The organism is Sphingobacterium sp. UBA7631 (assembly GCF_002483935.1).
Classification (GTDB): domain Bacteria; phylum Bacteroidota; class Bacteroidia; order Sphingobacteriales; family Sphingobacteriaceae; genus Sphingobacterium; species Sphingobacterium multivorum.
On the sequence record NZ_DLIX01000003.1, the window covers coordinates 121,400 to 140,484 of the forward strand.

A 19,085-nucleotide genomic window follows, 5' to 3' on the forward strand; every position below is an offset into this window, starting at 1 on the left:
CGGTAGCTGTACTGCCGCCGCCTATATTCTGCAGGTTACGCGTGGTTTCTTATTCTTGATGCTTGACTGCCTCCTAATAATAGGTATATCTTCTTACACCGGTAATGTGACGCGATAAGCGCATCACCTGATGGGAATATCCGTATTCATTGTCGTACCAGATATATAGAATAACATTCCTGCCATCTCCCGAAACGATCGTCGCTGGAGCATCCACGATTGCGGTGGCAGTGGAACCAATAATATCCGAAGAAACGAGTTCATGATCTTTAGAAAATTTAATCTGTTCGACCAGGTCACCCTGCAGAGATGCCTCTTTTAAAAGTGCATTGATTTCGTCGACCGTAGTTTTGGCTTTAATTTCGAGATTTAAAATTGCCAATGATCCGTTTGGCACGGGAACGCGAATGGCATTGGAGGTCAGTTTGCCCTTTAGCGATGGCAATACTTTTGAAACAGCAGCGCCCGCTCCAGTTTCTGTGATCACCATATTGAGCGCCGCAGCACGACCCCGTCTGGACTTTTTGTGCATATTGTCGACAAGATTCTGGTCGTTGGTATAGGAATGTATGGTTTCGATATGTCCTTTTTCAATGCCTATTTTATTTTCAAGCACCGCCAAAATAGGGGATATTGCATTCGTCGTACAGGAAGCAGCGGAAAAGATCGCATGCTTTTGCAAGTCAATATTATTTTCATTGACTGCATATACGATATTTGGAACACCTTTCCCCGGTGCTGTTAATAAAACTTGGGCGACACCCTTGGATTGCAGGTGGCGACTTAGTTCTTGCTCATCTCGAAAAGCGCCCGTATTGTCGACGACCAAAGCATGCTGTATTCCATACTCGGTATAATCGATATCTTCTGGCTGTTTGGCTGAGATAAGGTGGACAGTGATACCATTGATAATAAGTGCCTGATTAGGAATGTCGGCCTGTATGTCGCCCTCGAATGCACCATGTATGGAATCTGTTTTTAATAGTGTCGCTCTTTTCAATATGGACTTGCTGTCATTGGCGTCCCGGGTTACAATGGCACGAAGGCGAAGCTGCTGTCCGGCACCGGCTTTATGCATAAGCTCTCGGGCGAGTAAACGGCCGATACGGCCAAATCCATAAAGAACAACATCGCGTGGTTTTAATTCCGCTTGTTGATTGATGTCCTTTAATTCATTTGTTATAAAACTCGGCAGGTCGTTGTTGTCAATTGCCTGTTTCTTGACCTGTAAGGTCAGTTTTCCGATATCGATACGTGCAGGAGATAGGGTGAGCTTTTCCAATTCCTGTGCCACCTGAAGAGTGTCAAAAATATCGAATGGCTCTTCGGTAAGGAGGACGCTTTCCTTGACCAGGTTAAGAATTGAACTCGATTTTACATCAATGAGTTGATTTCGAAAAAATACAAGTTCAATAGCGCGGTTATACCACAGGTTACTGACAATTTGAATTAAGCTTACGGCAGCGTTTTGTTGCTCTCTGTAACTTTTGATCTCTAAGTCAAAAGATGGCTTGTGTGACATAATAATGTTATAATAGATTATGTTGCAAACATAGCACAAAGAGCCAAAAAAAATAACCTATATTTTTATTTTCGTAATATTTAAAACATAAACACGGTTGTTATTATTGTTTTTGTAATTTTTATCTATTTTATTTATTAATCTTCTATAACAAATAGGTCGGACATGATATGATCGGCCATTAATTTACCTGCATCCGTTAAACGTAATTTACTTTCTTCCAAAACAAGATTGCCCTCTTCCAGAAATGGCTCTGCATCCTTCAATACGCGGTTTTTGATAGATTGCCCGAATTTACTTTCCAGCGCAATCAAATCGAGCCCCCACATGGTTCTCAGCGAAGTCATGATACTTTCGTTGATTTGGTCCAATGTTGAAAGCTCCTCAATTTGCAGGGGAAGTTGGTTTGAATTGATTGCGGTCATATATTTCGCGTTGTTGGAAACATTCCAGGCTCTGGAAATTCCATTGAACGAATGTGCCGAAGGGCCTATACCAAGATAATGTTTACCTTTCCAATAATTTGTATTGTGACGCGCATAAAGGCCATTTTTTGCAAAATTGGAAATTTCATATTGTTCATATCCCGCAGCTTTCAATGTATGGATAAGGAGACTCATCTGATCTGCGGCCTGATCCGAATCAATTGCTGGACTTAAGCCTTTTTTAATGAAGTGATCCAATGCTGTCTTATTTTCTACAGTCATGGAATACGAAGAAATATGGGGAATTTCAAAGTCAATCAGCTGTTGCATATTGTGGCGCCATTTCTCGTCAGTCAGTAACGGATAGCCATAAATAAGATCACAGGTAATATTTTCAAAGCCCGCATCTTGCACCCGCATAATTGAAGCCAGTGCTTCTTGTTGATTATGTGCTCTGTTCATCCATTTAAGATCCTCTTCAAAGAAAGACTGTATGCCTATGCTGAATCGATTGATTACTGTATTCCGTAGACTGTTTACTTTGGCGGCATTTAAATCGTCGGGATTAGCTTCCAGTGTAATTTCAGCATGATTTGCGATGTCAAAATGCTTCCCTATCGTATCGATGATCTGGGCGATCTCATCCGCTTCCAGTAAGGAAGGGGTACCGCCACCAAAATAGATCGATTCGACCTTTTTGTCTTCCAAATAGGATGCCCTGAGTTCAATTTCCCGTCGTATGGCATTGATCATCTCACTTTTGTATTGTAGTGAAGTGCTAAAATGGAAGTCACAATAATGACAAGCCTGTTTACAGAAGGGAATATGGACATAAATCATGGGGACAAATATACCAAGACCTGACCAAATCGCTCCTTATTTTTTCTTCTTTCGAGTATGCATACCTGAAATCTTTTCTAGACTTATGCCTAGATGCAAGAGGAATTTATAGGTTTAACTATTTCCGGTAGCCACTAGCCGAATAAATTCCGGGTAAGATAGCTGTTGGACTTTTCCGCAGTTCATTAAAGGATTTAAAAAGAAAGTGCAATAGGATGGAAGAATCATCCACAAGAAGGTTGACAACGAGCTGGTTATTCGTTATCTTGTTGTCGATATTTTTGTAGAAGTACCAATATAACACCTCATGTCTGATGAAGGAAAGTGAATTCAAGAGTTTCTTTCTAAAAAATTGTGGGTATCAGCCTCGTGTAAATTATTTCATGGGAGCCGATCAAATAGATTAGAAAACGAATTATTTTCTTCTAATAAAAGTAAAATGTATGAAAACCTCCCGTCGAGACTTTCTAAAAAACGTTGCCGGTGTTTCCGGCCTCTTCCTGTTTTCAAACCATGGATATGCGTTTGGGGCTATTCCTAAAGACTCTTTTAATAATCAGGACTCTTTTATCGATCGGTTGTTACCGGCACCAAAAGGCGGCGGATTTGCGATGAAAGATTATTGGATTTGGGATCCTTCGGTTATAAAAGGAGAGGATGGACGATATCATATGTTTGCTTCGCGTTGGAGCAAACAATATGGTTTTGGTAATTGGGTCACAAACTCAGAAGTCGTCAGGGCTATTTCAGATACCCCTGAAGGGCCATACGAATTTGTTGAAGTTGTTTTGCCCGCTCGGGGGAAGCAATATTTTGATGGTTGTACAACACACAATCCGCGCATTGTAAAAAGCGGTGACTATTATGTACTTTATTACTTTGGCAATAATTATGATGAGCCAACTCCTGCTTTTACAGAAAATGTATGGGAGTCGGGCCTAGGCCAGAAAGCCTGGATGCATAAACGTATTGGGATGGCCTATTCCAGATCAATTGCAGGGCCATGGAAACGAGTTGATCAACCGATTCTGAATCCGCGGAAAGGAGAATGGGATGCCTCCATTACATCAAACCCTTCGCCAGTTGTCTTACCGAACGGAAAGGTTTATTTAGTGTATATATCTTCCCCACTAAATTATAATCCGCCACTTCTATTGGGAGCTGCACAAGCAGATTCTTTTCTCGGACCTTATCGCCGTTTGTCGGAAAAACCCATTTTTTCATTCCATACGGACCAAAACCATGAAAATGATGTAGAAGATCCATTTGTGTGGCATAATGGTCAGCAGTTTGAACTTATTATGAAGGACCGTTACGGAAAGATCTGCGGTGAAGAGGGGGGCGGGATACACGCTTATTCCAAAGATGGTATAGATTGGCATCTTTCAAAGTCTGTAAAAGCTTATTCTAAAACAATTCAATGGGATGATGGCACAACGAGTCATCAGGCGAATTTTGAACGACCGTTTTTATTATTTGAAAATGGGAAACCTACGCATTTGTTTGCTGCTACGGGAGATGGTTCGGCGCCCTATCAATTTGAACGCACATGGAATATGGTTATTCCTCTTAAGAGTACTTGATTCAGGTGAGGTGATTAGCAAAAAAAGCTTCCAAACCAGGTATATGTGAAGTGGTTTGGAAGCTTTTTTTACCCCGATCTGTTCAGATAATGGGAATCTACGAGTTATTTGCTAAAACTGTTGTTTGCCGATTCTACATCCGCTAAGCGTAGTGAAGGATCAATAGTTACCGCTTTTGGTGTTTTCGACACATGGATAGTATAGTCGGGTTTGGTCCAAAACCAATCTTTAAGCACGGTCCTTTTAACACCTTTGTATATGTCAAAATGTTCTTCCGGTTTTTCTCCCCGCATTTCACGCAAAGGAATATAAAATAGTTCTTTACTTCCATCTGTGTATTCTACCAGAACATCCAGTGGCATGGCAAAATTTGACTTATTAGCCAATAAAATGTCGGTGTCTGTTACTTTTTCGATGGCGTAATCAATTTGACGTGTTGTATTGATAAACAGATTGAAATACCATTTTAAGTTTATACCGGAAACCTCTTCAGCAACGCGTTTAAAATCATTTGGTGTCGGATGTTTAAATTTCCAGATGTCATAAAATTTCAGGAAGGTTTTTTCCAAATTTTCCTGACCAATAATATAACCCAACTGTTCTGCAAGCACGGCACCTTTGTTGTATGCTTCGTTGCTGTAGCCATAGTTGGTGTTATAATAATCTGCCAGTAAGCTCATCGGTTCTTCTTTACCAGAAAGGGCCAATTTATAGTAGCCACGGTAGGCGGCAATTTGTGGGTTGGAGGCAATAGCACCTCTTTTTTCAAAGATATGTTGCATGGCCAACTCTTCGACATAGGAGGTGAAACCTTCATCAAACCATTCATCTACGGTTTCATTGATCCCAAACAATTGTTGGTACCAGGAGTGTGCCGATTCATGGAATATGACACCAACAAGACTTTTTAGATTGCGGCCGCCTGTGATCAGAGTAGCTGTGCCATACTCCATACCACCATCGCCACCCTGAATGATGGTATAAGTTGGCCATGGATATTTACCAAACTTCGCACTACAGAAGTCAAAGAATTCGGTAGAAAGGCCTATTGCCGTTTTCCAATTTGAAATAACTTCTTTGTCAGTTGGCAAGAATACGGTATATACTTTTATACCATTTTTACTTGAAGCGGAATCCACAACAAATTTGGGGTCTGCGGCCCAGACAAAATCATGGATATTTTGGGCTCTATAGTGCCAGGTCGCTTTATTGTCGATGGCTTTTACTTTCGCTTTCTGTTGATAACCTTTGACCTCTGATGGGTTTTGAAGAACACCTGAGGCACCAACAACATAATTTTTATTGAGGTGTATGGTGACGTCAAAATTGCCAAAAGGAGCAATAAATTCACGACCTGTATATTCATCCAAATGCCAGCCGAATTCATCGAATTGGGCCATCTTCGGATACCATTGCGCCATAGATAATGCTACACCTTCGGCAGAATTCCGGCCAGTTCTTCTGATTTGTTCCGGAACTTGTGCGGTCCACTCCATATCAAAACGTGCTGTTTCGCCATCTTGGATAGGAGTTGGTAAAGCGACCTCCAAGATCGTTCCGTCAATTTTAAATGATGCGTTAGCCCCATTCATTGTTAAGCTTTTGATTTTTTGATAACCAATTTGATTGGTCTTAAGCTCTCCAATGCGGCTTTGATATACCGGCTTTTCTTTTGTGCCAAGGTTGGTCACCATGCGCTTGTCTGGATCACTGATGTTTTTTAAGCGGTAATCCATCATCGATCCTGGTTGAAAAGCATTGAAATATAAATGGAAATATACTTTTTTAAGTGATTGCCCTGAATTATTGCTGTACTTCAAGGTCATTTTTCCATCGTACTGATATGCTTTTTCATCCACGTTGACATCCATATGGTAGTCAACTTTCTGTTGCCAGAATCCTTTTCTTTGGGCCTTCGCTACTGCCCCCCAAATATTCAATACACATGCAAGTGTAAAAAAGGATATTATTTTGATTTTCATGCCCCAAACTTACAAAATTGTCTCAATAAATGGCACTTAAACGAATGTAACGAAGTTAATGTCATCAAATCTTGACGAAAGTTGACTGTTCTTTGGGAATTGGCGTGGTTTTGGTTAGGGAATTTAACTGTTAAGTTAAAAATCAATTTTACTGTTTTTATGGAAAATCTATATTATAAGCCCTCGGGAAAGGCTCCTGCTTTGGCATTTATCGGATCTCTTGTGCTAGGCACAATTAGTGCCGTTGTATTGGCAATTGTTTACATCGCTTTGCAGTGGTTTATCCCTATTATTTATTTTAATGTATTTATTACATTGGGATTTGGTGCTGGGATATTCTATGTGCTGAATTTCTGTTTCAAAAAATGGAAATTAAGAAATAAGGGCATTGCACTATTGATTACTTTGCTAGTCGCGCTTTTAGCCTTTTATGCGCAATGGGCTCTTTTCGTTTCGCTGATGTACAATGCGGAGGGAACCATGGGCGGAGATACCTGGGTAAAATCATCTTTCAATCTGGAAGGGTTCAAAGCCTTTTTCTTACACCCTTCATTTATTTGGGAAGCGATGCAAGGTTTAAACGAAGTCGGTACCTTTACCTTGAAAAAGAGCCCGGTTTCGGGTGGTATGTTGTGGGCCGTTTGGGCGATTGAGATGGGTATTATTCTGATTACGCCGCTTATTATGGCTTTCCGCGGTATTACTATTTATCCTTTTTCTGAAAAAGACGAAGTATGGATGAATAAGCGGACATTGCCCGGAAGGTTGAAATTCGTGGCGGATAAAGATGCCGTCGTAAGCTCCTTGGGGAATCATGATTTTGCCTATGTGTATGATCATCTTTCAGATGAAGAAGAGCATTTCTCTTTTGCCACGGCCGAATTATATGAATCTGAAACGGACGACCATCAGTATCTGACCATCTATAATCATCAATTTACCGAAAAGAAAGGCAAGATGGAAGAGAAGAAGGATGAGGTTATCGAATTCTTGCGGATCAATAGAAATAGTCTATAAACGAAATATACTGCCGAGTTGAGTTGCTCCTTATCATGCATTGGCAGCTCAAATTCGATGGTATCGTTTGGTTCTCTAAAAAAAGATCCCAGGAATGTTTATTCTGGGATCTTTTTCTTAAGGTTATTGCACCAAAGTTCCGCCCTTTGATTTCCATTCATTGATGGAAGGACTGTAAATTTTGACGTCCTTAATACCGTTTTTTGCCAATATGGATGCTGCTATTGTTGCGCGGTCTCCAGACTGACAGTGCAGGTACAGCTGATTGTTTTGGTCAATTTTGTGGAGATTGTCTGCAATTGTACCGACAAAGATATGAGTAGCATGAGGTAAATGCCCCTCTGCAAACTCACTAGAATTGCGTACATCAAGTATTTGGATATCGGATCTGCCCAATACACTATTCATCTCTTCGAAACCGATGAGTTGCTGGTGCTCCAATGCAATTCCCAAATGCGGGATCGTATCTGGCGTAACATATCCAGCGACTTGATCCAATCCAATGCGCATAAGCTTGCGGGCAATGTCGTCCAATTGACTTTCCGCTACAATGAGTATAAACGGATCTGTGTAATTAAGGATCCAGCCAGCCCAGGTATTAAATGTTTTGTTGTTCTGAATATTGATGCTATTGGGGAGATACCCTTTGGCAAAATCAAACTTGTAGCGTGTATCAATGACGGTTGTTCCTTGCTGGTATAAATCCAGAAAAGTTTCGTTCGTTAACTTGTTGTACTGAGGAACTGCCGTTTGCAATGGCCGCGCTATTTTGTTGAGTTTTTTCATCATGGCAAAATAGCGTGGTGGTTCGGGCTGTCCTGATAATAGTTCTTCCACGAAGGCTGTTTCGTTGTTTTGGTATTGAAGTGCCCAATTGCGTATTTTTTCATAACCAACCGTTGAACTCGGAACGGCGCCCAGCGCCTTTCCACAAGCGGATCCGGCCCCATGCGCGGGCCATACCTGAATATGATCAGGTAGCGTCAGGAAATGTTGTAACGATCGGTACATTTGGTGGGCCCCAATTTCCTTGGTTCCGACCATTCCCGCTGCATTTTCCAACAGATCTGGGCGTCCGATATCGCCAACAAACACAAAGTCACCTGTAAATAGCATGACCGGCTCCATGGTTGCAGGCGTATCAATCAATACAAAACTGATACTCTCGGGCGTATGTCCGGGTGTATGGATAACCTGGAAAATCAGATTTCCAACGTGAAATTGATCGCCATGTTTTAATCCAATATGTGGGAATTCATAGTGCCAATCTTCTCCACCTTCATCGGATAGATAAGGTTGGGCGCCTGTCAATGCGGCTAACTCTAGCGTACCTGAAAGGTAGTCGGCATGGATATGTGTTTCCGCAATATGCGTTATGGTCAGATTATTCTTTTGTGCAATCTCAAGATAGCTGTCTACATCTCTTTTAGGGTCAATGACAATAGCGACACCCTTGGCTTGACAACCAATGATATAACTTGAATGTGCTAAAGATGACTCAAAAATGTGTTGAAAAAACATAGCGTGTGATTTTAATGATTTACAAATTGAATGAATTCGAAAGCAAAGATTAGGATGCCAATACTAATTAAAAAGTACCCAAAAATACCTTTCAATTTTGCTGCATCTAATTTGTCTTTCCATTTGGAACCAATTTGGAGGCCTATTAAAGTGATTAACGTAAAGGTAACCAATATAAACCAATTCATATGTTCCAGGAACTGATAATTCGCGATCAAACCGAATGAAGCGTTTAAACCGATGATAAACAACGAAGTGGCAATGGCCTGTTTAAGTGGGATTCCTAAGAGTAAAACGAGGGCAGGTACAATGATAAAGCCTCCTCCCGCGCCCACCAAGCCAGTCATGGTACCGACGAGCAATCCGACGAGGACAACGTTGAAAATCTGACCAATTCCGCTTCTGAATTGATCGTGCTGAACCTGTTTACGTTTTCGCACCATTGCTGTTGCAGAAATCAGAATCACCATCGAGAAAAGTAACATGATGATATGGTTTCTGGAAACCGCTATTTCGCCCAGGTGAAATGACTCTGGTATGGCTACAAGCAGATAACGCTTGGTCAGAAAGACAGAAATTAGCGATGGAAAGAGAAAAATGGCCGTAGTTTTCAGATCAATTTCTCTTTTTTTCAACGGAGAAATTGATCCGACCAAGGCTAATATTCCTATAGAAAACAGCGAATAGTCCAATGCATATTGAGGTTCTATATGAAAAATATAAACAAAGATGGGCAATGTTAGAATACTTCCGCCGCTACCCATCAAGCCCATTGATAGCCCGACCAGAACAGCTAATATAAAACCAGCTATAAATATTAATTCCATGTTCTCTTTCTAAAATTTAAACTCCAGGTACAGGCCTCAGATTTCGGATATATGAGGTAGTTTCATAACAAAGTCTGTTCAACTTAATGCGGCAACTTATTGCGCAACAGCCCATAAAGCCAAGTACCTAACAAAGCAAAAAGAAGGACGATTCCAATAGTCCAATAACCGGCACCGATTAGGGCAAACATGGGGCCCGGACACGCACCTGTCAATGCCCATCCCAAGCCAAAGATTGTTCCTCCGACCAGGTATCGTGTAATACTTTTGTCTTTGTCATAGAATGCTATTTGCATCCCGTTACTATCTTTGATTCGCTTTCTCTTGATGATCTGTACGATTATAATTGCTGTGGTCAGTGCTGTACCGATGATGCCATACATATGAAAGGAACGAAATTGAAACATTTCGTAGATTCTATACCATGACGCGGCCTCCGATTTGTATAAGATGATTCCAAACAATATACCGATGAAAATAAATTTTAGTGCTTTCATTTATGCGAAAATTAGTGGGAATAAAAAATGAACCATGATGATCCCGCCTAGGAAGAAACCTATAACGGCAATCAAAGAAGGAAGCTGAAAATTGCTAAGCCCAGAAATAGCATGGCCTGATGAACATCCACCAGCATAGCGTGTTCCAAATCCAATCAATACACCGCCAATACTTAAAATTAGAAACTGAAACAAAGATCCGTCGAAAACGAAAATGGATTCAGGAAGGTAGCCTTGTAGCTGGTCGATAATACCCAGCTCTTTTAGGTCGGCAATACTTTTGGGATTAATCTGGCTTGCAGCGCCATCGCTCAGAAAATGATGTGCAATAAAACCGCCAATCGCTGTCCCGAGTACCACCAATAAATTCCATGATTGGGTCTTCCAATCGAATCTGAAAAAAGAGGAAGTTTTTCCGGCACCTAATACAGTACACATGGTGCGTAGATTATTGGACATGCCAAAATCCTTCCCCTGTTTGAGCAGCAGGTACATGACCAGCGCAATTAAAGGTCCTGAAATATACCAGGGCCATGGTTGTTTAATGTATTCCAATAGCATAACAATGTTCTTAAGTGATGTTACAAAGGTACATACTGCCTTTGCAAAAGCCTGTAACAAATGTTACCGAAGGAAGAAAGAATTTATAGGTCGTAATATTCGATGTCTGCGGTCTTTAGGGCTTCGGTTAGCAGAGGAAGATCATCTTCTTTTTGAAATAATTTGTTGCGCCAAGTACGAAAAGCCGGTCCTTTGTTTTGGTTGATAATGATCAGGTTTCCGCCAGAACGTTTAAGATTCCTGATATGAGAAATATTATTCAGAGGGAAAACGATTGTTTTTTTAGCATTGCTTATCTGCAGTGTATTTTCGTCCAAGACCCAAGTCGATGATAAAGTCGAACACTTTATGGCCAAATACAGTGCTAAAGGGATCATTAAAAGAGCAACAATAATCTTGAGAATTTCTTGTATGGGAACTTTAGACATGCCCATTCCGATCAAAAAGATTGAAACCAGCAAGATTAACATGTATTTTCCACGATGCAATGTCGACAAGTGGAATGTCTGTGGATTACTCTTCATATTTCTTGATAAACTTCCCTTTTGCGTCAATATAGTAAAAATTCTCTAGATCCTCCGTTACAAGCGCTAGCCCGTTTTCAAAAGCTTGGGCATTCTGAAATTTAATTGGGACCACGACTTTTCCTGTGTAATCAATGTATCCATACTTGTCGTCTTTAAAGGCCAGAAGAAGTTTCTCTCCTGCAAAAGACAGAAATTCATAGTCCGTCTTAAGTTGATTGTGCCCCGTTTTATTAATAAGCTGGTAGGATTGGTTTACTATAATTAACGCGAGATTATCGCGATAATCTGAAATGGTCTCATATTTGGCAGGAAGTAAAACGGTGCCTTTTTGATCAATAATACCCGTGTATTCTCCTTCCGTAAAAAGTCCATATGCTGGGCTAGGTACTGAAATAAAGTCATACTTCGCCTTCAGCAATATTTTACCGTTTGTATCCAGAAGTCCATACTTAAGATCGCTCATATAAACCACAGGACCGCCTTCGGTTTCTAAACTGAGCGATTCATATTGACATGGAATAACTTCTTTGCCATGGAGATCTATCAAGCCAAACATTTGCGCTGCATCGTTTACGATGGCATAGTCTCCTACATAGCTATATATTGCCGTATATTTTGCTGGTGTTAATTTGTTTCCTAAGCTGTCCTGTACACCAAAATATGATGTGCTGGAATCTTGATACCAAGATAGATGGTCGTTTAACGTGGAATCTACAGCTTCATCTGTAGCTTCACCTTCTTCGTAATCTGCTGGGACTTCAAAGAGCGATTGGTCGAATGGTATCTCCTCGACTTTAGTGGCCTGAATTCCTAAACCCGCCGATCCGATATAGAGCGCTGCCCCAGGTACTTTTTCGAGATAATCGTAAGTGCCCCAGTATAACTTTGGTAATTTGGGTGCATACCAAACGGTAATTTCCGTTTGTGGATCTTGACTACCTGTTAGATTGAATGTCGCTTTTTCGCAGGTGATTCCTGCAATTATCTTCTTTTGATTGGGAATTAAGCTGATCTCAAAATCCCCTGAATAGGCATAATTATCGCCTTCGTTTGCGGAAGTCTCAATGAGTTTGCCCGTGGCCAGTTCTGTTGCGGTATAGGTTTTATTTACTTCATCCAGTAGAAAAGAACTGCCTTCGCGGATATTGCTGATCTGTATCGATTTTCCAAATAATAAACTTTCAATGCGCATCTGGTCTTTCGCGATGAAGGCCTGCATTAACGCTTCCTTATTTCCAGCCAATATTTTGATGAATTCTGAAGATGCCGTATCTGTTCCCGTTTCAGGATCAGCAAATTGGTATGAAATTTTATATAGTTTCTCCTGAGCATGTCCTTGTCCTATAAGGAGTAAAAATGCCAGCTGTAAACAAAGAATAAATTGTTTCATCGTGTGATTTTGAGCTACAAAAATATTGAAATTCAATTGATTTTTGAAATAATCTTTCGTTATTTGTGGAAATTCTTTCAAAAATAGATATTATTGTATTTGAATGCTTAAATCCGGTTTTTGGTCTGTGCTAAGTTTCAAGTGTTAAGAATAGTCTGATTCTTTTAAGTAGAGGTTTTGAGTTGCGGTATATCGCTATACCACTTGAAGTAAATTGATGTCATGGCGGTGGTTAAGGGATCTTGAGGGTGGATGTGTTTTTATACTTATTTTATGTGTTATTATCATATAATCGTCAAGAAAAAGCGAAAATAATTTAAGAATGTAGCTTTTTGAAAAAAGGTGACATGTTAATTTTGTATTTTACAAACCTCGAATTTTTTACTGTTTAAAAGAGATACCTGTGGAACTATTACTAATTGAGGACGAACCATCTGTCATATCATTGATCGAAAGAGGCTTAAAAGAAGAAGGCTATCATATTAGTATTGCTATGGACGGTTATACTGGTCTAAAAATGGCGGGATTGAATCATTATGACCTCATCCTGTTGGATGTAATGTTGCCTGGTATGAATGGTTTGGATGTCTGTAAAAACATTCGGATGTCAAACAACGAAGTCCCTATTATTATCTTGACGGCATTAAATCAAACGGAGGACATCGTCGAGGCATTTGACAGGGATGCGGATGATTACTTGACGAAGCCCTTCCGTTTAGAGGAATTAAAGGCTCGAATCAGCCGCTACAGCCGCAAATCCAAAACAGTGACCGAGCAGAAAAATATATTGGTATTTGACGATCTTCAATTGGATAGAGACAGCAAATCGGTTCAACGTGCCAATTCTCCTATTATTCTTACCGCTACTGAATTTCGTCTACTTGAATTTTTAATGCTCAATCGAAATAAGGTATTGAGCCGGATCGATATCCTGGAGGAAGTATGGGGTATGGATGTTGACTTAAGTACCAATGTTGTTGACGTATATGTGAATTACCTTCGGAAAAAGATCGATAAACAATTTTCGCGTAAACTTATCCATACAGTGATTGGTATGGGCTATGTAATCCGTCATGAAAATTAGGACCAAAATAGTTCTTCTATTTTCGATCATCAGTACCCTGCTGCTTGTTGTTTTTGCCATTTATGTGTCTTATTTCACGTACGACAGTCTGCAAACTAAATTTTTTCATCGGCTAGAAGAGAATGCCGTGATTGTTGGAGATCACATCGTCCATCAGAAGGATGAAAATAGAGCGCTCTATATTCAGGTAAAACGTAAATACCTGAAACAGTTATCTGAGGGAACAGACCATCTTATTCGTGTTGTTAAAGGAAGTGATCGTGTTCAAATGCGGCCTGAGTTGCCCATGCCCGAAACATTCTATACCGACGTAATTCGCCATGGAAAGGGAAGATACATGCATGGTAAGACTGCTTTTGTAGCGGTATTCTTTCAAGATCATCTTCACCACGAGAATTTGATTGTTGTATCGGAAGGGATCGATGATTACGGTCATGAGGAACAGCGTCAATTGGATCAGACACTGATCACAGGTGGGATTTTGGCGATTTTTTTAATCGTACTCATGTCTTTTTACTTTGCTGACCGATTATTGAAACCTATTAAAGATATCAACAATGATTTAGATAAAGTTGATATCGCCCATTTAGACCATCGCCTGTTCAGTAAATTCAGTAATAGCAAAGATGAATTGGGTGTTTTGATTGCGAACTTAAATTCAATGCTTAACCGATTGGATATTTCGGTTCAATCGCAACAGAGTTTTATCGGAAATGCCTCACATTCGCTAAAGACCCCACTTACAATTATTGGGGGAGAAGCCGAATTGGCGCAACAGCTCTTGTCGAAAGAGCATGAAGCCTATTATTCCCTGGAGACTATCGCAAAATATGCGGATAAAATGGAGTTGATTATCAATAATCTTTTGCAGCTGTCTCGCATGGGTTTCAAGGGGGAAGTGGACAATAAAGAAATTATTCGAATTGACGAGTTACTCTATGAAATTTATAAAGCGGAAAAAAGTATTCATAAGGACCTCAAGCTTTCTTTTGATCTAACGGAAATCCCGGAAGATAGTGATGAACTTACGGTTTTGGCGAATCCGGATCTGTTTTTTATTGCCTTTAGCAATATTATTTCAAATGCATTTAAGTACGGCAATGGACTGCAGGTTGGCGTAGCAATAAGTAGCGATAGCAAAAATATTACGATAAAAGTGTTTGATCAAGGGATCGGTATTCCTAAAAAAGACCAGCCACATATTTTTACCTCTTTTTACCGCGCTTCTAATGTCGGTGATATCTATGGCAATGGTTTGGGGCTTGTTTTAGCCAAAAATATCTTTGACCTCCATGGTGCTGAATTGCTCCTCCATTCAAAGGAAGGTCAAGGCACTTTGGTCGTTGTTACAATTCCAAAAACTCCTTTCTAATTTCATTTTAATCTCATCCTTATTCCATTTTTAGGTGGCTGTGATATACTTGTACCGGAGATAAGTATAAAGCATGGATCTATCTTGTTGTTTTGAATCGAATTCTGTTTTGAAACTGCGGGATGGCTTCTTTACCCTAGAGGAATACACTATAAGGATGAAAAAAACACGTTTACTTTTTACAACACTTGGGATTGGCGTAGCATCATTGCATGCGCAGGAGCAGGTCCAAACGGACTCTGTTCAGGCACAGAGAAGCAGCTTGCTACTGAAAGAACCCGCGAGAGCAAAATCATTTAAATTGGATGTCCTGTTAAGAGCAGGTCTGCAAACGGACAATGGCGAGGGTGCTTCTCAAGCAAAAGCAAACCTTGATGACGCCCGTATTCTGATGAGCGGGGAATACAATGATCGATTATCCTATAAAGTACGTTTTCGCCTCAATAGGTCATTTGCTCCAACGAGTCAGGATAATGGATCGCGTGCCTTGGATATGGCTTATATTAAGTACAAGTTTGGCAAGGATCTCAAATGGTCTGTTACGGCCGGTAAACAAAGTGCAATGGTCGGGAGTTATGAGTTCGAAAATAACCCAATTTACGAATATAAGTTCACAGACTATGTAGACCGTATATTGAATCTCTTCGTCGTCGGAGGAATGTTATCCTATGAAGTCAACCCGAATCATTCGTTGCATGCCCAAGTTTACAACACAACCAATGATAGTTTTATGGAGCTTCATACAAAAAATGGTTTTGCTGTAGGTGATTTGGAACGCTCTACTGTGCCTATGGGAGCCTATTTCACATGGGTGGGTGCATTTATGGACAAACGTTTTAATACGAAATGGTCTTACAACATCGCTCAGTTCGCAAAGGGACATACCAATCATGCCATTTCATTAGCGAATAAATTCAAAACAGCAAAGCAGATGCTATATCTTGATTTACAGTACTCTTATCTTGCTGTCGATCATGCAATGATTGCATCTTCCGCGATCAACGAATTTTATGGTCGAACTGGCGAGAACCGTGTATTGGCCAAAGATGTAAACTACAGCTCTGCCATACTGCGCTATGATCAATTTTTGAGTAAAAAATGGGAGCTGGCGTTGAAAGGTGGCTATGAGATTGCGGGATCGCGGGATGATAAGCAACTCGGCAAGAATTTTCGCCAAAACTGGACCTATTTTGCGGCTTTGCAACATAAGCCGTTTCATAACCAGGATCTTCGGTTCTATCTAGGTTACGTCGGTAACACCGTAAACTATAAGGACTATATGGATATGGCCAAGAGTCAGTACAACCGCTTAGCCTTTGGGGCATATTTTACCATTCCAGTTTTATAATAATTCCTTTAACAAATTAACAAATAACTATTTTTTTATGCGTTTAACACCGAGAGAAACAGAAAAGCTGCTGTTGCATTTGGCCGGCGAATTGGCGGCTAAGCGATTGAAACGCGGGGTAAAATTAAATTATCCAGAGTGTATCGCTTACATCAGTGCCCAGATCATGGAGGAGGCTAGGGACGGGAGGTCTGTGGCGGACTTAATGTCTTATGGTACTACTTTATTGAAAAGGAGCCAAGTCATGGAAGGAGTGCCCGAAATGATCCATGATGTTCAGATCGAAGTAACTTTTCCGGACGGTACTAAATTGGTGACTGTCCATGATCCTATTCGTTAATAAATATTGAATGATATGATTCCAGGAGAATACATTTTAAAAAAAGAGGAAATCAAAGCTAATGTTGGGCACAGAACCACAAGCATCGTTGTGAAAAATGAAGGTGACCGACCTATTCAGGTGGGTTCACACTATCATTTCTTTGAAGCCAACAAGTTGCTTTCCTTCGACAGAGAGAAAGCGTTTGGGATGCGCTTGAATATTCCAGCCAGTACCGCTGTCCGTTTTGAACCAGGGGAACAAAAATCAGTTGTTCTGGTTGAGTTTGGCGGAAGTAAGGAAATCCACGGTTTTAATGGATTGACAAATGGTAAGTATACAGATCAATCGGTGAAAAGCAAAGCCATTGATAAAATGAAAAAATTAAAATTCAGACAATCGAAGTAACTATGGGAGGATGGAATAGACGCGAATGGATTAAAGTCGTAGGACTCACCACGTTGGGAACTACTGTTGGTCTACATGCGCTTGGTTTAGATAAACTAGGTTTAGATAAATCATCTGTAAAATATGTTGATGGGGAACTTTATATCCCAAGAGACAAATATGCTGCTCTTTTTGGACCCACCACTGGAGATAAGGTTCGTCTGGCAGATACAGAGCTTTTCATTGAAATTGAAAAAGATTTCAATGTTTACGGAGAAGAGAACAAGTTTGGCGGTGGTAAAACCATTCGTGACGGTATGGGACAATCTGCCCGTGCCTTGCGTGATGAGGGGGTATTGGATTTTTGCATCACTAATGTCATTATCATCGACCACTGGGGTATCGTAAAAGGTGATATCGGAATTAAGGATGGTAAAATTGTCGGTATTGGTAAAGCTGGAAACCCAGATGTACAGGATGGTGTAACCGAGGGCATGATCATCGGTGCGTCTACGGAAGTACATGGGGGAGCAGGCTATATACTAACTGCCGGCGGTATTGATACGCACATTCACTTTATCTCGCCGCAACAGATTGAAACAGCCCTATATTCTGGAGTAACCACGTTCATTGGTGGCGGTGCGGGACCAGCCGACGGAACACTGGCCACGACAGTGACTTCAGGAAAGTGGTATATCGAGCGTATGTTTGAAGCTTTTGAAAACCTTCCTATCAATGTTGGCTTTTTCGGTAAAGGTAACGTATCGACCACTAAACCTATCGAAGAACAAATTGAAGCTGGAGCACTGGGTGTCAAAATCCATGAAGATTGGGGGGCTACTCCGGCAACAATTGATGCGGCATTGAAAGTTGCTGATAAATACGATGTACAAGTCGCAATCCATACCGACACGCTGAATGAAGCCGGTTTCCTGGAAGATACTGTTGCCGCCATAGATGGTCGTGTGATCCATACTTTCCACACGGAAGGAGCTGGCGGTGGACACGCTCCGGATATTATTAAGATCGCCATGTATCCCAATATCCTCCCTGCATCTACCAATCCAACAAAACCTTTTACGGTAAATACTGCTGAAGAACATTTGGACATGTTGATGGTCTGCCATCACTTGGATAAAAATGTGAAGGAAGATGTGGCATTTGCTGATTCACGTATACGTCCTCAGACCATCGCTGCCGAAGATATTTTGCAAGACATGGGTGTATTCTCCATTATGAGTTCGGATAGCCAAGCGATGGGACGTGTGGGAGAGGTTATTTCCCGTACATTCCAAACGGCCCATAAGATGAAAATCCAACGCGGCCCTTTAGCTGAAGATAAAGGCAAAGAAAATGATAACTTCCGTGTCAAACGTTATGTATCTAAATTTACAATCAACCCTGCTAAAGCACATGGTATTGATCAATATATCGGTTCGATTGAAAAAGGAAAGTATGCCGATTTGATCCTTTGGAAACCGGAATTATTTGGTGTAAAGCCCGAGTTGATCATCAAAGGCGGTATGATTTTGGGCGCTAAAATGGGGGACGCCAATGCGTCAATTCCGACACCACAGCCAATTATTTATAGGCCAATGTTTGGAAATTACGGTAAAGCAGTTTCAAAACTATGCTTCAATTTCGTTTCGAAAATTTCGTTGGAGAACGGAAATATTCAAAAATTGAATTTATCGCGTAAATGTCTGCCTGTGGAGGGATGTCGTACGGTGATGAAAAAAGATATGGTACATAATCATGCTACACCAAATATCGTCGTTAATCCAGAAACATACGAAGTAACAGTAGATGGTGTGTTGGCAACCTGTGAACCGTTGAAGGAACTTCCAATGGCCCAACGGTACTTCTTATTCTAATTGGTTATT

The 19,085-nt window shown here is 40.7% G+C and carries 17 protein-coding genes; 8 read left to right on the top strand and 9 right to left on the bottom strand.

Translation table 11 applies throughout. The annotated features are described in order from the left end of the window. Window positions 1–73: 73 nt before the first annotated feature. Both B3P16_RS03720 and hemW read right to left on the bottom strand, forming a co-directional pair. Window positions 74–1,522 (bottom strand): glyceraldehyde-3-phosphate dehydrogenase, encoded by a 1,449-nt coding sequence (locus B3P16_RS03720; protein ID WP_286841482.1) that lies wholly within the window; start codon window positions 1,520–1,522, stop codon window positions 74–76. A 137-nt stretch (window positions 1,523–1,659) separates the two neighbouring features. Continuing rightward, window positions 1,660–2,787 carry a radical SAM family heme chaperone HemW gene (gene hemW, locus B3P16_RS03725; protein WP_083295784.1) on the bottom strand — a complete coding sequence of 376 codons (1,128 nt, stop codon included), beginning with the start codon at window positions 2,785–2,787 and terminating at the stop codon, window positions 1,660–1,662. A 443-nt stretch (window positions 2,788–3,230) separates the two neighbouring features. Here hemW and B3P16_RS03730 point away from each other — a divergent pair, with 443 nt between their 5' ends. Then, window positions 3,231–4,370: a glycoside hydrolase family protein gene (locus tag B3P16_RS03730; RefSeq protein ID WP_286841484.1), complete on the top strand. Its 1,140-nt coding sequence runs from the start codon at window positions 3,231–3,233 to the stop codon at window positions 4,368–4,370. A 104-nt stretch (window positions 4,371–4,474) separates the two neighbouring features. On the opposite strand, the gene B3P16_RS03735 is transcribed toward B3P16_RS03730, so the two are convergent. Continuing rightward, window positions 4,475–6,352 carry a M1 family metallopeptidase gene (locus tag B3P16_RS03735; RefSeq protein WP_286841486.1) on the bottom strand — a complete coding sequence of 626 codons (1,878 nt, stop codon included), beginning with the start codon at window positions 6,350–6,352 and terminating at the stop codon, window positions 4,475–4,477. Window positions 6,353–6,511: 159 nt separating this feature from the next. On the opposite strand from B3P16_RS03735, the gene B3P16_RS03740 reads away from it, so the two are divergent. After that, the gene (locus B3P16_RS03740; RefSeq protein ID WP_112373969.1) at window positions 6,512–7,369 is read left to right on the top strand and encodes a hypothetical protein; all 858 of its coding nucleotides are present in this window, start codon (window positions 6,512–6,514) and stop codon (window positions 7,367–7,369) included. A 123-nt stretch (window positions 7,370–7,492) separates the two neighbouring features. Here the strand turns inward: B3P16_RS03740 and B3P16_RS03745 are convergent, their stop codons facing one another. The 6 genes from B3P16_RS03745 to B3P16_RS03770 all read right to left on the bottom strand — a co-directional run bounded on the left by B3P16_RS03745 (window position 7,493) and on the right by B3P16_RS03770 (window position 12,692). Then, a complete protein-coding gene (locus B3P16_RS03745; RefSeq protein WP_286841488.1) occupies window positions 7,493–8,890 on the bottom strand; it encodes an MBL fold metallo-hydrolase in 1,398 nt (465 codons plus the stop codon). 11 nt (window positions 8,891–8,901) lie between these two features. After that, window positions 8,902–9,717, bottom strand: a complete 816-nt coding sequence (locus B3P16_RS03750; RefSeq protein ID WP_286841490.1) for a sulfite exporter TauE/SafE family protein — start codon at window positions 9,715–9,717, stop codon at window positions 8,902–8,904. 83 nt (window positions 9,718–9,800) lie between these two features. Then, window positions 9,801–10,214: a DUF6691 family protein gene (locus B3P16_RS03755; RefSeq protein WP_070561666.1), complete on the bottom strand. Its 414-nt coding sequence runs from the start codon at window positions 10,212–10,214 to the stop codon at window positions 9,801–9,803. Continuing rightward, window positions 10,215–10,775: a YeeE/YedE family protein gene (locus B3P16_RS03760; protein ID WP_254667645.1), complete on the bottom strand. Its 561-nt coding sequence runs from the start codon at window positions 10,773–10,775 to the stop codon at window positions 10,215–10,217. Window positions 10,776–10,858: 83 nt separating this feature from the next. Then, window positions 10,859–11,299, bottom strand: a complete 441-nt coding sequence (locus tag B3P16_RS03765) for a hypothetical protein (RefSeq protein ID WP_286841492.1) — start codon at window positions 11,297–11,299, stop codon at window positions 10,859–10,861. After that, complete coding sequence (locus tag B3P16_RS03770) at window positions 11,289–12,692, bottom strand: WG repeat-containing protein (protein WP_286841494.1); 1,404 nt, start codon at window positions 12,690–12,692, stop codon at window positions 11,289–11,291. Before B3P16_RS03770 ends, B3P16_RS03765 begins: the two co-directional genes overlap by 11 nt. A 403-nt stretch (window positions 12,693–13,095) precedes the next feature. Here B3P16_RS03770 and B3P16_RS03775 point away from each other — a divergent pair, with 403 nt between their 5' ends. The 6 genes from B3P16_RS03775 (at window position 13,096) to ureC (ending at window position 19,076) form a co-directional block, all read left to right on the top strand. Beyond that, entirely contained in the window at window positions 13,096–13,776 is a 681-nt protein-coding gene (locus B3P16_RS03775) for a response regulator transcription factor (protein WP_115046975.1), read from the top strand. Then, complete coding sequence (locus B3P16_RS03780) at window positions 13,766–15,148, top strand: sensor histidine kinase (protein ID WP_286841496.1); 1,383 nt, start codon at window positions 13,766–13,768, stop codon at window positions 15,146–15,148. The genes B3P16_RS03775 and B3P16_RS03780 overlap by 11 nt, the downstream gene beginning before the upstream one ends. Window positions 15,149–15,305: 157 nt before the next feature. Beyond that, window positions 15,306–16,496 (top strand): porin, encoded by a 1,191-nt coding sequence (locus B3P16_RS03785; RefSeq protein ID WP_286841498.1) that lies wholly within the window; start codon window positions 15,306–15,308, stop codon window positions 16,494–16,496. A gap of 37 nt (window positions 16,497–16,533) precedes the next feature. Next, entirely contained in the window at window positions 16,534–16,836 is a 303-nt protein-coding gene (gene ureA / locus B3P16_RS03790) for an urease subunit gamma (protein WP_046674789.1), read from the top strand. A 15-nt stretch (window positions 16,837–16,851) separates the two neighbouring features. Further along, the gene (gene ureB, locus B3P16_RS03795; protein WP_070561656.1) at window positions 16,852–17,223 is read left to right on the top strand and encodes an urease subunit beta; all 372 of its coding nucleotides are present in this window, start codon (window positions 16,852–16,854) and stop codon (window positions 17,221–17,223) included. A 2-nt stretch (window positions 17,224–17,225) separates the two neighbouring features. Continuing rightward, window positions 17,226–19,076, top strand: coding sequence for an urease subunit alpha (gene ureC, locus B3P16_RS03800; RefSeq protein WP_046674791.1), 1,851 nt, complete (start codon window positions 17,226–17,228; stop codon window positions 19,074–19,076). Window positions 19,077–19,085: the final 9 nt, after the last annotated feature.